The sequence below is a fragment of the Methyloradius palustris genome (assembly GCF_019703875.1).
GTDB classification, from domain to species: domain Bacteria; phylum Pseudomonadota; class Gammaproteobacteria; order Burkholderiales; family Methylophilaceae; genus Methyloradius; species Methyloradius palustris.
The window spans coordinates 2,019,916-2,037,479 of the sequence record NZ_AP024110.1 but is presented as its reverse complement, the minus strand read 5'-3'; the positions used below and the strand labels follow the sequence as shown (position 1 = coordinate 2,037,479).

Sequence of the window (17,564 nt, the reverse complement as noted above, 5' to 3'; positions counted from 1 at the left end):
ACATCTTGTTTGACTGAGCATCCGTTAGTTTAAGTGAATCATTAAAGCTCTATTAATTTTTAGCTTATGTAAACCATTGTCATTTTGATGCGTTTAGGACTGAATTGTTGATGCATTTTCTGAATCGACTAGATGATTTTGCCTGAGGAATATATAAATCTTTCAGGCTGATTCTTAATTGTAAGAATAATAATGAAAATTAATAATTCTCTATTCTCACTTATCGATTCGGGAAAGCATTAGTCTCATGCAGGCTAAGCTATACAAATTCGCTAAAGGATTCGTGGGCTGGCCTTCTAAAGTGAGATCACCAATATTTCAATTCAGTGTTGAAGACATATGCTGGGTGATGGGGAGTTTCTGCGCACTAAATCGAAAGCCGTTCGATGCAGAATTACTGATTAAGCAATTTCCTCCCCCATATACATCTGATTCCATCATTCATGCAGCTCGTGCGTTAGGTTTCAGAATAAAACGGCACGATACTAATGCTGACCAAGTTAGTCATTTCAATTTTCCTTGCCTCGTTGTATTGGCAACAGCTACTCCTGATATCCCTCAACACGTGGATTCCTCGGCTGATATGCCTGGGATTGTTTTGCTTCCAACTAAAACAACACATCCAGCGATTGTGATTCAAGCAAATCACGAGAGTATCGTCCTGTTCGAAGTTGGAACGAACCAACCTAAGACACTCACTCAAGTAGAGTTTGCTGGACGGTATGCGGGTGCTGCTTTCCAATTAGCACTCGAATCCAAAGAGATTCAGGATCCTGATGGAGCGAATGCTGGTAAAACCAAATTTGGGTTCAATTGGTTTATCCCTGAATTGATGAAGCACAAGCGGGTGTGGCGCGATGTCTTGATCGCTTCCCTAATCATTCAACTGCTAGCTTTAGGCACCCCTTTATTTACTCAAGTCATCATTGATAAAGTAGTTGTTCACCGCACACAAAGTACTTTGATTGTCATAGGTGTCGGGCTTGCCATTTTCATGATGTTTTCGGCATTGCTCTCTTGGGTACGCCAATACCTGATTCTGCATACTGGTAATCGTGTAGATGCCGTATTGGGCGCCTCCGTCTTTGAGCACCTGTTCAAACTCCCGCCGCGCTACTTTGAGCATCGCCCGACGGGCGTCATTGCTGCCAGATTGCATGGGGTAGAAACCATACGGGAGTTTGTTGCCAGCGCTGCGGTGACCTTGATTTTAGACTTGCCATTCCTGCTGATTTTTCTGGGCATTATGTTTTACTACAACGTAATGCTTACTTGTATTGCACTTGGGATTATCAGCGTCATTGCTGTCATGAGTTTTATTGTGGCACCAATCTTCAGAGCCAAACTCAATGAACAGTTTTTGCTCGGTGCGCGTAACCAAGCATTTACGACTGAGTATGTCAGTGGTCTTGAAACTGTGAAGAGCTTACAGATGGAACCGCAACTCAAATCCCGTTATAGCGATTACCTGGCTGAATACATGCGAGCTGGGTTCTCTGTTCGCCAAATCGGTAATACATATAACGTAGTATCCAATGGCCTAGAGCAATTGATGACCTTACTCATTCTGGTCATTGGCGCATATACCGTGATGAACAATACTGACTTCACTATCGGTATGTTGATCGCCTTTCAGATGTTCTCCAGCAAAGTCTCTCAACCGATGCTCCGTCTGGTTGGCTTGTGGCAACAATTCCAGCAGGCAAATCTCTCTGTGCAACGCCTTGGCGACATCATGAATGCGCCTACCGAACCCTACTCCATTCTTCCTACCCGCGTGCGTGAAGGCAAAGGCCAGATCGATATCCAGGATTTGAGTTTTAGATATGCCGATAACCTGCCATATCTTTACCAAGGTTTTAACCTAACAGTAGGCTCCGGAAAGGTAGTGGCCATCATGGGTCCTTCCGGTTCTGGCAAGAGTACATTGACCAAATTACTGCAAGGCTTCTACCAGCCTGCAGGTGGCATCATCAAAGTCGACGGCAACGACATCCGCTATTTGTCTGCCAATGAGCTCCGTCATTACTTCGGAGTTGTACCCCAAGAGACAGTGCTGTTCTCCGGCACCATCTATGAAAACCTGTTGATGGCCAATCCGCATGCAGTATTCGACCAAGTGGTGCATGCCTGCAAGATGGCGGAAATTCACCTCACTATTGAAGCACTCCCACAGGGGTACCAAACAGAAATTGGTGAACGTGGCGCTGGTTTGTCTGGCGGACAAAAGCAGCGGCTCGCGATTGCAAGAGCGCTACTCAAGCAACCCAAGATACTGATTTTTGATGAGGCGACCAGCAGCCTAGACAGTGTTACTGCAGAGCATTTTGCCGACACAATCAACCAGCTCAAAGGCAAGGTATCCATGCTCTTTATTACGCATGCCTTACCCAGGAATCTGATGGTGGATGAGGTGGTTAGAATAGGACAAAAGACCCTGACAGAGACTACAGATTTGCAACGGGAGCATGCTTAAGTACAGGCTTTTAGTCTTTAAATTGTTTATATGACAATAGGCTCAATAAATTTTTTACGTCAGGTGAATTATATCTATTCTGACATTTAGGGGATGTAGATGTTCTGTATTAGGCGTTTATCTTACATATTTACTATTGCTGGCTTTTTATCAATTGGAGTGATTTCATTTGCAATTGCAGCCGACAGTTCCAATTTAACGAGCTCACCTTCCTCAAGATTAAATAAACTTTACGCTATTAGTAAACTACCGATTTACCAATCTAGCCCTACTGCAAAAGATACGTCAGGCTCATCGTGTGGGGATAGTGGTTTGTTTAATGAAAACCTAAAAGAAATTGATGGTCCCAGAGATGTTGCAAGAATTGGTTCAATTGGAGATATAGCTTTTGATAGAGATGGGAATTTGTTCTTTACTGACGAGAAATATCACACCATTAGAGTGCTGAGTGTTGATGGGCAGGTTATGAAAGTTGCTGGTCAATCAGGGGAGTATGGATGCAATGACGGAAAGATAGAAACGGCTCATCTTTTCAATCCATATGGAATTGAGGTTGATAAAAATAACAATATATATTTTTACGATCATCACATGATCCGCAAAATTGAGGCGGATGGCAGTGTTTCAACCCTAGCTGGTTCTTCAAATGTAATGGGTCATCTAGATGGTGTTGGCAAACAAGCAAGCTTCTGGGGTTATCAGGTCAAAATTACTATGGGACTTGATGGAAATTTGTATGTTGCAGACCAAAATACATTGAGACGTGTATCACCGCAAGGAGACGTTTTAACATTGGTAGGCAACATCAATAGCAACGAAATACTTGATGGTGTAGGCCGAGATGCCAAGTTCATATCCATCAATTCTGTTCAACCCGACTCTGTAAATAATATTTACTTATTAGATGCCGGAGTAGTTAGAAAAGTGAATGATAAGAATCAGGTAATAACTTTACCAGTGAGGGATAGTAACGTTGATTTTTGCAAACCCTTAAGTATGGCATTGGGCAAAAATAATCTTTTGTATCTGGGAAGTTTTGGATCAATTCGCGTATTTGACCACTCTGGAATTGAACTGCGGAGCCTCGTTAATGAGCATGTAGATTGCAACACAAAAGAACGACGAAAAAATAATAAAGATTTAGGAATTGTATCTATATTAAAAGCGGACAGTTACGGGAATTTATATGGCGTAAATGATTTAGGGTTATTTCAGGTATTAGATTCTGGTGAGGTAAAAATATTAGTTCGAAATGTAAATTAACAAGAGATAAGTAGATTGTATTAAAAGATATTTTCAGAAATTTATATACACAAATTTGGGGGGTATATGGCAGATCCAGTTATTTCAGGTAATCAGATTAATGTTTCTCTTGGCGGGCAAAAAGTTTCTATTAATACAGAGACCTCCACTGTCTCTTACACTGCTGATGATGGATCCACATTTACATATAATGCATCATCTCAAACTTTAGCTGGTACTTTCAAATTGGCGGGATCTAGTTTAACTGTCAGCAGCGATGGTACTGGTGGATTCGTACTAGATGCCGGTTACGCTAAAGTAGGTTTTAGTGTACAAAACGGAAATCAAATATCTGACGCAAGTTTAGAGTTTGATAAAGGTGGCTTATTTGCAAGAGTTGATTTAGATAGAACTTCTAATGGAACATATCTAGGGACAGCGTCTGCAGGATACGAAGTGTCATCACACATTCCTGGGAGTGCTGCAATAAATGAATACCTAGATGAACATCTCAATCAAACAGTTAATTTTAATCCAACAGTCCAGAATCCTTGCGACCTTATGCTCTCTGGCCTAGCATCGCTTGCATGCTCGACAGTTACTGGTGGAATTGGTAATGCCTCAGAAAAACAGCAGCTAGATGACCTAGATAAATCTTCTAGCATAGATCCCAGTACATATGATGGTTCTCAAGCTTTAGCCTCAACAGTCTATCCCTTTGAGCAACTTGCAGGTCCCGATCAGCCCGATGTCAACTATGATGCCAGAAATGCGCTTGCGCAGATAATCCAAGACAAAGCATCTAATCTTGATCAAGGATTTTCGCCATTGACGGTAGACGGAAAACTGATTTTACTTGGTGATGATGGCGCAATAGTGCAATTAGAAAGCGATTTGAGCGGGTCTGTGTTTTCTTCAACCTCGGATGGTTTGGGTCAAAATACTAGCTTTTTTGATCCAAATGGTGATGTCTATCATCAAGTTCTTGGTGGTGTTGGAGAAGTTGTTAATGCTGATAATTCTTCGATTGATTGTGATGCTAATACCACAGCAACAATTATTGGAAATAATGACATATTGAATATGTCATTTGGGGATACTGTTACGCAGTCGGGAACTGATCTTACAGATAACTTGGCAGCTGGTTCTAGCGTTATCAGTACGTCACAAGATGCAAATATTGAACTTACAGGTGATTCAAGCGGTGCAATTTTTAATGCGGCAGCTGGCAGCAACATTACAATTGATAGCAGTTTAACCTCAAACAATCCTAGCAGTGGTGGCTTGCAAATCAATGTGGCTAGTGACTCTGCCGATTCTAATACCAGCACAATCAACTTTGGCGCATCGAATCAAGATTTCGTAGTTGATGGCGATAATCTCACCGTGAATATATCGTCTGGGGACAATGTAACTCAAACTGGTTCACACATTACGGACTCCCTGGCATCCGGTTCTACCGTTAATGACCTAACAGAAAACTCCAGCGTCAATTTGTATGGAGACGGTGGCACATTTAACGGTGCGGATGGAAGTGATGTTTCAGTCTATGGAAATTCGATCAGCACAAACCTGAGCAACGGTAACTTATTTATTGGTGGCAACGATGATGTTGCTAATGTTAGCGACGGCGACATTACATTAAATAATGGTAGTAATGCTTCAATTTATGGGACCAATAGCTCCATTGATCTTGGCGATGATGTTAATGCTCAAATCTGGGGTGATAGCAACGACCTAACTCTGGGCGATGATGCAACGTTGTCATTGAATGGTAGCGATGAAACGGTTGTGGGTGGTACGAATGATTCTACAATTTTCTATGGCAGTAATAACAATCTCTCATTTGGAGATGACAGTAGCATTAATCTTACCGGTGACGATAATTCAGTCTATCTGGGTGAAGGAGATAACCTTTCTGTAGATGGTTCCGGATATTTTATCGATGGCTCCAATGACACTTTTGATTTTGGCGAGGGAAGTGAAGTATCTCTTGCTGGCGGAGGTAATGTTCTCGTTATTGATGATGGCGCACATGTAGAGGTCACTGGAGATAATAATACCTACGCATTAAACGACGATAGTGAGTTCGTTGAAAATGAATCTGATAATAGTCAGCTTGTTGCAATTAGTAATGACTACGGTAATCAGACAATTACAACTACAGACAGCAATGGCCTGATTACTCAACTTGGCACTCAATCCAAAAACAGTTATGGTGACCTTGAAGGCGAATATACTGACCTGGATACCGGTGTTGAAGGCTATGTATATACTGATTTTTCTGTGGTTGATACGAAAGCTAGCTCTGGTGTAAGTACATCGACAACAGTTAATCAAAATGGAAGCGCTGTTCTCATTACCCAAGATGGTAATAAAAATATACTGTCTAAGTTCACCGAGAATGCTGACGGCTCGACTAGCAATATTGAATATGCCGACGATGGATCAGGCCGTATTACATCAATTGCTACCGATGGCGCAGATAAATATTCATATAAAACCTACGATATTAATAATAATGTGGCGTCTGATACTGAGATATATGCGGATGGGACAAGTATTAGTACAACCTATAACGATGACAGTTCGTATAGCGTAACTACCGTTGATCTTAATGGGGAATCTACGACGCTAGAATATGGCACTGTCCCAATCACTCCCACCAATGAGACAGTCAAAACTGTCAATAACTCAGATGGATCCACCATTAGCACTGGCTATCTTTCTAATGGTCATATTGGCTATCGTAAAACTACTTTTAGTGATGGTTCTGGATTGTTGGTCGAGTTTGACCAAAATGACAGACCTGCCATCACTATTAAAACAAATTTCGATGGGTCAGGAACGGAAGTTGTTACAGGGCCTGGTGGATATTCTGGGACTTTCGCTCCCTTTAATAGCCCTGAATTTAACTATAGTGCATATCAACAGGCTTTATATGCTGGAGAAACATCCTCTTCACTTGATTATGACTCGGAGGGGGAAGTCACTGGTCGATCTGTCAATTTCCAGAATGGTAGCACACAGGTTTTTACATATTATTCGGATGGTATTATTTCTTCATTTACCGCTTCTGACTCCAGCGGTTATTGGCATACAGAAAATCATTATCTGAACGGCACAATTTCAAGTAGTAGAACACATCAGGCCGATGGTTCTTCTGATATATATTCCCGTAAAGTAGATGGTAGCTATCAGGATACGAATACCAGTGCGAATGGAAGTTATATTGTGACGGTTAGCAATGGTAATGGCACAGTTAAAACAATTACTAATTACAGTGCTAACGGTACTAAATTAAGTGATACCTATGTCAACGGGCTAATAACCGGCAGTGATACGTTTAATGCGAATGGTTCAAGTTATGGCCACACATATTATTCTAACGGTGTTTCTACAGACTACACTAATGATGGTCACGGAAATACAACTCATCAGACTTATGACTCACAACTCAACCATTATCAATTTGAGGATCCCATACAACTTAATGATTCATGGACCAAAGCAGATGGATCTTACGGGGCGGATGTATTTAATAATGGTTATGCAGTGAAGGGTGTTTATAACTTCGCTAATGGTAGTAACTTAACCTATACATTTGATGAAAAATACACTCTGAACTTATATTATGCTTTAAACGGGGTAAATAATATTGAGGTTCCACATACTACACCACAGCTTGGCCAGTACTCCCAGTTTCTCATAACAGATTCCAATCTGGTCCTAACACCTGATGTGACACTTGCTAGTCTGACAGTAACAGCGGTGCTGGGAAGTGATGGGAACCCAGCCTTGCTTATCTCAATGGCGGGCGGAAAGTCTATTACGATTGATAATGCATTTGCTGATAATTATGCATCTGCTGGAAATGTTAATTCATTTCAATTTGCGGATGGTACTACACTAAGCTTAGCTCAATTAATTCAGCAAGCCGCAACAATTCCATCAACTGTAGCAACCAGTTCAGGCAATTTTATATTTGATACAAGATCTAACATTACCATAACTGGAGGTTCTGGTAATGACAGCATTTATTCATTTGGCAATAATGATACTTTAGTTGGAGGAGCTGGCAATGATAGCCTTTATTCCGCTGGTAGCAAAAGCACTCTTATTGCTGGGGCTGGTATAACCAATATGTCTGGCTATGGTGGCAACTCTACTTTTGAAGTGAACAACACTGAAGATGTTGTTCGAGCAAGGTACACAGGTAATACCGTTATTTCATCAGTTGTAACGAAAGAGTTTTATCCCTTGGAACTTCCAAATTTTTATGAAATTGGTATCAACATACAAAAAGAGGTCGTGACGACTTCCAATGCTCAAGGCGATATTACAGTGCAAACTGTAGAATATCTCCCCCCAGGAGCTCCCGGCACAAGCATTTATTATCCTGGCTATAACGGCTACGGCACTTTAGTTAGTAAAAGTCTTACGCTTGCTGGACAAAATACTACTAGAACTACTTACTATGCCCCAGGCGGCTACGAGACTCATCATACAATCAGTAGCGTTGATTCCATAGGGAACACCACTACGATTGATTACGATCCAGGCGACACAAAAATCGGTGACAGCTATACGTATATAGATGGGTCTTATGGCAGTGATACCTTTAACTATGATGGAACCAGTAGCGGAAGCAACCATCTTTATGATGGCACCCATAGTAGCTATACCAAAGATGCACTAGGCACCCTTACGAAAACCTATTTCGATGCTAATAACATTAAGTTATACCAAACATATGCCAAAGCTGATGAGACACACGGCATTGAATATTTCAACGTAGATGGCACTATCTCTGGAACTGATTATTACTTGCTAGGACGTTACAGAACCTTCACCGAAAATGGTTTAAATTCTAGTTCGACTAATTTTGATGCTGCGGGTAATGAGGTTAATCACGTGGAGATCGTCAATGATGGCGCAGGCAACTCCACTACCACGACCTCTGACAGTTTAGGAAATATTCAATCTGTTCTTCATAATTACGCTGATGGTAGTTCTGACCATACCGACTATGACGCTGATGGTGGTTATGTTTATTACACAGATAATGGTCTTAACTCCACATCGACCAGGTTCGATAGCAATGGGATCGAAGTGGACTATTCATTAACGACGCGAGATGGTCAAGGCAACTCTACTCGAACCTTTTATGATCCTAGTGGTACTGAATTACAGTACATTGTTGCGACTGATGATGGCAATGGCAATAGCACTTCTACAACTTTCGATGCCAATGGCTCAGAACTAAGCGCTTCTTATCATCATGCTGATGGTAGTTACGGCAATGAAGATTTTTATATTGATGGCGGTTCATTTGGTGTGGATTATCAGGCTGATGGAAGTTATACGTCTTACAATCGTGATGCTACAGGTAACTTGAATGAACTCATACATCATCTTGATGGTACATACAGCAATGTAACGGACGATGGTCATGGGAATGTTGATACAGCTAACTATGATGTAAATAGTGTTCTGTTGACAGAGACTTTCACACATTCTGATGGATCATATGGAGATAAAGTTTTCAACACTGATGGTACTAGTGTTGAAACTGATCATTATCCAGATGGTTCCTATACTATCGGCACCACCGATCATTGGGGCAATAAGGAGACTCTTGGTTATGATGCGAATGGTATCAAGCTGAGTGATACCATCAATTACTACGATGGCACTTCTGCCGTCATCTCTGATGACGGATCTGGTGGTATTACCACTACTTTTTATGACGCTAATGGGTCTGAGAGTGGTTCGAATTATAGAACCACGGATGCCCAGGGCAATACTACAACAACCAATTTTGATAACACTGGTTTTAAAGCAAGCCAAAGTTATACTAATGTTGACGGCACCAATGGCACCAAGACATTCTATCAAGATGGTAGTAGCGAGGCCTACAGCTATGCTGCCGACGGTAGCTACGTTTATGTATCCACCAATTCCAATGGTAATGTGATTACAGAAAACTATGATGCTAATGGCGTCAAATTAAGTGATTTGCTTGTTTATGCAAGTGGGTTATCCAGAAGTGATATCTATAATTCAGATGGCAGTGTGAACGCAACCTTGCATCGTGCGAACGGCACTTACAGTGAGATTTATACCGATACTCAAGGCGTCATCACGACGACCAATTATGGCGCTGACAATGCCGAGCTGGGCTACACCATTGCAACTCCCGATGGCCTAGGTAATGTCACCACAACAACCTACGATGCAAGTGGTAACGAGCTGAGCTCAACTACGGCTGCTTATCAATACAATGAGGATGGCAGTTATACGACGATTGCTACTGATGTGGCAGGTAATGTTGTTACTACTAATTTTGATGCTTACGGTTTTGAACTAAGTTCGACTTATACCAATGTTGATGGTACGCATGGAAGCCAGAACTTCAACAGTGACGGTAGTTCATATGCAATGAACTATTACGCTGACGGCAGTTATTCCCATACCAGCATCGATGCTCAAAGCGATATCTCTGTATCAAGTTATGACACTAATAATTTTGAGACTCAGTTTGTATACACCAACGTTGATGGTAGTCATGGTGAAGCGAACTACAACAGTGACGGAAGTTTTACTAACGAAACTTACCAAGCAGATGGGCGTTATTCAACGACGGTTCAGACCAGCCCAGGTAATAGCACAACGACTTATTTTGACCAAAATGGAAATCAACAAAATCAGTATATATATACGAACGATGGATTGGGGAATTCAACCTCTGCTACCTTTGACGGCAACGGAAATGAGATTGCACACAGTGCAACATTTACGGATAGCCAGGGAAATCAGACCAGAACAGACTATGATGCGAATGGGAATGTGACTGAACTAGTCCATGACTATGTAAACGGTAGCTATGACGAGACTTCATATAATGCAGATGGTAGTTATTCCACATTCACTAATGATGGCCAGGGCAACACAACACAGACGAATTATAATGTTGATGGCAGCTACATCATTTATACCAACGATGGTCATGGAGACAGCACTCAAACTAACTTTGATGCGAGCGGCAATGAACTTGGGTATTCCACTTCAACTAGTGATGGTTATGGGACTACCACTACAATCAAGTTCGATGCCAGCGGAAATGAATTAGGCTATAGCATTGCTACGGATGACGGCCAAGGTTATCAAACTAGAACGGACTATGATGCTAATGGTGTGAAGCTTGAGTATAGCTATGGATATTCAGATGGTAACAATGGCTGGGAAACATTCAATACAGATGGAACCTATTCTGGTACAGATTTCCATGCAGGTGGCGGGTACACTTCTTATGGAAAAGATAGTCAAGGAACTATCAGTCAATATGTCGTAAACGTTGATGGATCAAGCAAACAAATCTCAATAGATAGTCAAGGCAACGAGACAGAGACCGATTTCGATGCATCAGGTCAAGAACTAAGCTATGCCACTGGAACAAATGATGGGCAAGGTAACGTCTCCTTGACTACTGATGACATCTACGGGACCAAGATCAGCGAAAGTTATACACATGCTGATGGTTCACATGGTAATAAAGTATTCAATAGCGATGGCACTATCAATGCAACTAACTACTTAGCTGACGGTAGTTACAATGTGGTTGATACCGATGCGCAAGGTAACTTCACTACCACTAACTACGATGCAAATGGAACCGAGCTTGGATATAGCACAGGCGTCTTCAATAGCCCAGGCAGTGTCAATTATAGTATGACTGTCAGCAATTACGACGCATCAGGCAATTTATTAGGTTCAAGCTTAATCATTGTTAATGGAGCTTCTAAGAGTACGACTGATTACGATGTTAATGGGGTCAAGATCAGTGACAGCTATACCCATGCTAACGGTTCTCATGGTACTGACATCTTTAATCCCGATGGCACGGTATTCAGCGCTACAAGTTATCAATCAAATGGCGCCCATTCAAATTCTGCTACCAATGAGTCTGGTGTTCTGGTCACCATCAATTACGGTGCCAATAGCAATATTTTAGGCTCCAGCCAGGCAGCAGAGGATGGCAACGGTAATCTAATTACGACCAACTTCGATGCTGCTGGTAACGAAACTGGATATACCTCTGCTACAAATAATGGCGTTGGTAGTTATACCAAGACCAACTTCGATGCGAGTGGTAATGAGTTAGGATACGACGACATTGTCCTGGATGACCAAGGTAATGTCACTATTACTAATTTTACTCTGGATGGTAATAGCCCAGGATATAGCTATATCAATGTAGATGGCTCACATGGCTTCGTGACGAACGAGTCAGGCGGATTTACAAGCGGCACCAGTTATAATCCAGATGGAAGCTATAGCAGTTACACTCAGCCAGGTCCAGGGCTCAATGTCACCACCTACTTTGATGCCAGTGGGAATGAGTTAAGTTATACCGATTTCAGTAATTACACGACTGCAGATGGTTTGAGTAATCATGCTGATTCGTCAAGCTATACACCTGACGGCACACTAATCCAGCTTGATACTTTTGCTTATGATGGACTTGGCGACTATACGGGCAGCACGACCTATGAGCTGACCGGTGAGGTAACTGGGGCATCCAGAATGGTATCGGATGGTTACTCACATAGTTTCGACAACATCCAACTTGGAAACGGTGTAGTTGAGACTAAAACTACCGATTACTACGATAACGGCACATCAGTTTCCACAGATACCATTGTTGGTACAAGCGCTGATAATGCGATTACAGCTAGCTATAACGGCACGGGTATCATACTGCAAGGCCTAGCTGGAGATGACACCCTTAGCGGTAATAATGGTAACGATACGCTTGAAGGTGGTACAGGAAATGACTACCTAGAAGGCGGTGCAGGTAGCGATACTTATGTGTTCAACGCTGGTGACGGTCAGGACAGTATTAATAATGCAAGTTCAGACGTACAGTCCGGCACTATTGATACCTTAATGTTTGGTGCTGGCATCACAGCTAGTGACATACGATTCAAGATTAGTGGCAACGACCTTTTGTTGAGTATTAAAGGTACAACAGATCAAATCACGCTTCTTGATTGGAATGCAGAGCAGCCAGTGCGGATTGACCAGGTTCAGTTTGCAGATGGAACTCTCTGGAATCAAGAAACGCTGCAAGCCTATGCCATTGCCAGCTTGAATCATGCACCGACCCTTGTTGGTACAGTTGACAGTCAGCAAGCCAGAGATGGTGACTTATATAGCTTTACCGTGCCAACAACATTGTTCAATGATGAAGACCAAGGTGATGTGCTTAACTATTCCTTTACCCTTGCAGATGGCACACCTCTACCTACATGGTTAAGTTTTAATACACAAACCCAGACGCTCTCTGGCACTCCTAACAGTTCTAATATCGGCGACCTGCTTAGCCTTAATCTGACAGCCACTGATAATTCAGGTGCATCAGTAAGCACATCCTTCCAACTACCAGTATTAGCCATGCTTGGTAAAAATCTGGTTGGCATGTCGTCCAATGAACAATTAGCTGGTGGCAGTGGTAATGACACCATCGATGGAGGATTAGGTGCCAATTCCATGATTGGTGGATTAGGGAACGACACTTACGTGGTAGAGAATGTAGGTGATGTTGTGGTTGAGAACGCAGGTGAAGGCGTTGACACCGTTAACTCCACTGTAAGTTATACGCTTAGCGCCAATATCGAGAATTTGACTGGCGCTGGCACTAGCAATATCACCTTAACGGGGAATGATTTAGCCAATACGATCACAGCTAACAGCGGTAACGACACGCTAGTTGCTGGATCTGGGATTGCGACGCTGGTTGGCGGCACAGGTAGCGATACCTTTGTCGTGAACAGCGTAGCTGATGTAGTACAGGCGCAGTCTACAGGTGCCAACGTCAATACGATCAATACCTCAGTGAACTATATTGCTGCTGCGAACGTGCAGAAACTGACAGGTACAGGCACTGGCAATATCACCTTAACAGGTAATGATCTGGTCAATACGATCACAGCCAATACTGGCAATGACACGCTTGTTGCTGGTTCTGGTATTGCAACGCTGGTTGGCGGCACAGGTAGCGACACCTTTGTAGTGAATAACGTGGCTGATGTAGTGCAGGCCCAATCCACAGGGACGAATACCAATACCATTAACACTTCAGTGAGTTATACCGCCTCTGCAAATGTACAAACCTTAAACGATGTGGGAAGTGGTGGCCTTAGCTTAACTGCGGGGGCACAGACCACCCAAATTAATGCATCTGGCGACATCATTAATTTACTTGCCGGTTCGATTACTACTATTGCTGGCGCAAATAACACCATCACGGGCGGCGATAGCGATACTCTGACTGTGGCTGGTAATGGAGATAACATCACTTTGGGCAAGGGTGGAACAGTCACGCTGGTGGGTACTGACGCGACAATCATTACTGCCAGTGGCACGATTAACTTAGGGGATAATGCAGTAGCGACGATCGTGCAGTCTGATGACGAGCTAGCTAATACGGTTAATATTGGCATCAACGATCAGCTCACGCTCAGTGGTGATAATTTGATGAATCTTTCAGCTGGAAACACAGTCACGCTATCACAAACAAGTAATTCTGCAACAGGTGTGACCATGCACAGTGGAAGCGTTTTAACGGATACCTCAAACTATGCATCATTGTCGGAAAGCATCATTATTCTGTTTGGTTCAGGTGGTACATATAATGGCGGTGTAGGTAGTGTCGTTGGAGTTTTAACAAGTGGCACGACTTATAATTTGGGCGATGGAAGTAATATTGGTCTGCAGTACCCCGATACAAACAATATCCTGAATACCTCAAATAGCTTTATTACTGACGCTGGTACTAGCACTACGGTCATCGGCAGTAATAACACCGAGAACATAGGTAACGGTACCAATGTCGGCAGCGGGTTTTCTGCTCAAGGTAATGGCAACACCATACAAGACTATGTGAGTGGCACCATCTCGATAGCAGGGAATAACAATAGTATTACTGGCGAGATAATTGGACAAACTTACGCTATATCAGGGACTGGCAACACAGTAGTTGGTACAGGCGAAACCATTAATTTTGCTAACAATAGCGGTGCCATTACTATTACTGGTAACAACGATACGATCAATGGTGGTAGTGGTAACACGATCAATATCAGTGGAACGGGGGAGGTCATTAATGCTACCAGCGAGCAGATCACAATTGTTGGTAGCAATAGCACATATACCCTGCACGGAACTGGTAACACATTGACCGTGCTTTCAGCCACCAACTATGTGGCTCCAGCCAATGTACTAAACTTAATTGGTACGGGCACAGGTGACCTGACGCTGACTGGTAATACCCTTAAGAATACGATCACCGCTAACAACGGCAACGATACGCTGGTAGCTGGTTCTGGTATTGCGACGTTGGTTGGCGGCACAGGCAATGACACCTTTGTGGTAAATAACGTGGCGGATGTAGTACAGGCCCAATCTACTGGGACTAATACCAATGCGATCAATACCTCAGTGAGCTATACCGCTGCTGCGAACGTGCTGAATCTGACAGGTACGGGTACCGGCAATATCACCTTAACGGGCAACGCTCTGACAAACACCATTACAGCCAATACGGGCAATGACACGCTGGTTGCCGGTTCTGGTATTGCGACACTGGTGGGCGGCACAGGCAACGACACCTTTGTGGTAAATAACGTAGCGGATGTAGTACAGGCCCAATCCACTGGGACTAATACCAATACGATCAACACTTCAGTGAGTTATACAGCTGCTGCAAATGTGCAGAAACTGACTGGCACTGGTACGGCTGACCTCACCTTAACGGGTAACGGTCTGACCAACACGATCACTGCTAACACAGGCAACGATACTTTAATTGCTGGGTCTGGAGTTGCGACGCTGGTTGGCGGTACAGGTAGCGACACCTTTGTTGTGAACAATACAGCCGATGTAGTCCAGGCCAAAGTCGGCGGAATTAATACCTTACTGACCTCGGTAAATTATGTGACTCCAGCCAATGTACTAAACTTAATTGGTACAGGCACTGGTGACCTAACACTAACCGGCAACACGCTTAAAAACACCATTACTGCTAACAGCGGCAACGATACTTTAATCGCTGGGTCTGGAATTGCGACGCTGGTTGGTGGTACAGGTAGCGACACCTTTGTAGTGAACAACATCGCCGATGTAGTGCAGGCACAATCCACTGGTACTAATACCAATACGATCAATACCTCAGTGAACTATACCGCAGCTACGAACGTGCAGAACCTCACAGGTACAGGTACAGGCAATATCACCTTAACAGGTAATGATCTAGCGAATACGATCACCGCTAACACGGGCAACGATACATTGATCGCAGGTTCTGGTATTGCGACCTTGGTTGGCGGTACAGGTAGCGACACCTTTGTAGTGAATAACGTGGCTGATGTATTGCAGGCTCAGTCTACTGGGACGAATACCAATACCATTAATACATCCGTCAGTTTTACCGCTGCTGCCAATGTGAAGAAACTGACCGGTACTGGCACGGCTGACATCACCTTGACGGGTAATGATCTGGCCGACACGATCACCGCCAATACAGGCAACGATACGCTTGTTGCTGGTTCTGGTATTGCGACGCTGGTTGGTGGCACAGGCAATGATACGTTTGTGGTGAATAATACAGCCGATGTGGTTCAAGCCAAGGCTGGTACTAACGTCAATACCATAAACAGTTCGGTCAGTTATACAGGATCTACCAATGTATTGAATCTTACTGGTACGGGCACAGGTGACCTGACACTGACTGGCAACACCCTTAAGAATACCATTACAGCTAACAGCGGCAACGATACGCTGGTTGCTGGCTCTGGTATTGCGACGTTGGTAGGTGGTATGGGTAACGATACCTTTGTTGTAAACAACATTGCTGATGTGGTGCAGGCACAGTCGACTGGCAACAATGTCAATACAATCAATACCTCAGTGAGTTATACCGCTGCTGCAAATGTTAAAAATCTAACTGGTACAGGCACAGGTGCTATCACCCTGACTGGCAATACTTTAAATAACGTCATTAATGCCAATACAGGCGCTGATAACTTAGTGGGCGGTACGGGTAACGACATCCTGGATGGCAACACTAACAATGACCATCTCACCAAGACTAGTGGCAATGGCATATTGATAGGTGGTGGCGGTGTCGATGTATTGGCAGGAGGCTCTGGCAATAACTTTATGATTGGCGGGATTGGAGCAGACACTATCACAACCGGTAATGGGAGCAATATCATTGCCTTCAATAAAGGTGATGGTCTTGATAAAGTGACAGCATCATCTGGAACTAATAATACTTTATCTCTAGGTGGCAATTTTGCCTACAGTGATCTGACCTTACAGAAAAGCGGAAACAACCTGATTCTGAATGTAAGTTCAACGGATAGCATCACTTTGCAAAACTGGTATGCAGGCAATAGTAAAATCGTTGATCTTCAAGTCATTGCAGCTGCAATGTCTGATTATGCCCCTGGGTCAAGCAATGTCATTAGCAACAGTGCTGTGGAGAACTTTGATTTCCAGGCTTTGGCAACGGCCTTTAACCAGGCTCTTGTAGCCAATCCAAGTATGACGACTTGGGCACTTACAAATGCTCTGTTGAACGATCATTTGAACAGTAGCGACTCCGCAGCTCTTGGTGGCGATATCGCTTACAGTTACGGTACGCGAGGTAGTCTGACTGGGATGAATGTTGTCACTGCACAAACTGAGATTGCCAATGCACAGTTCACCAGCGCAGCCCAGACCATCAGCCCATGGGCAACCCTTAGCACCGGAACGGCTCAAATACGATGATTAGATACAC

The 17,564-nt window shown here is 43.3% G+C and carries 3 protein-coding genes; all 3 read left to right on the top strand.

Going from position 1 to position 17,564, the window contains the following annotated elements:
- The first annotated feature begins 247 nt into the window (after positions 1–247).
- Positions 248–2,476 (top strand): peptidase domain-containing ABC transporter, encoded by a 2,229-nt coding sequence (locus ZMTM_RS09765; RefSeq protein ID WP_221763673.1) that lies wholly within the window; start codon positions 248–250, stop codon positions 2,474–2,476.
- A 99-nt stretch (positions 2,477–2,575) separates the two neighbouring features.
- Complete coding sequence (locus ZMTM_RS09760; protein WP_221763672.1) at positions 2,576–3,739, top strand: NHL domain-containing protein; 1,164 nt, start codon at positions 2,576–2,578, stop codon at positions 3,737–3,739.
- A gap of 66 nt (positions 3,740–3,805) precedes the next feature.
- A complete protein-coding gene (locus ZMTM_RS09755; protein ID WP_221763671.1) occupies positions 3,806–17,554 on the top strand; it encodes a beta strand repeat-containing protein in 13,749 nt (4,582 codons plus the stop codon).
- Positions 17,555–17,564 lie beyond the last annotated feature (10 nt).

Excerpts from the sequence above, each read along its gene's own strand:
- ZMTM_RS09765 (WP_221763673.1), top strand. The coding sequence starts at position 248 with ATGCAGGCTAAGCTATACAAATTCGCTAAAGGATTCGTGGGCTGGCCT.
- ZMTM_RS09755 (WP_221763671.1), top strand. The coding sequence starts at position 3,806 with ATGGCAGATCCAGTTATTTCAGGTAATCAGATTAATGTTTCTCTTGGC.
- ZMTM_RS09760 (WP_221763672.1), top strand. The coding sequence starts at position 2,576 with ATGTTCTGTATTAGGCGTTTATCTTACATATTTACTATTGCTGGCTTT.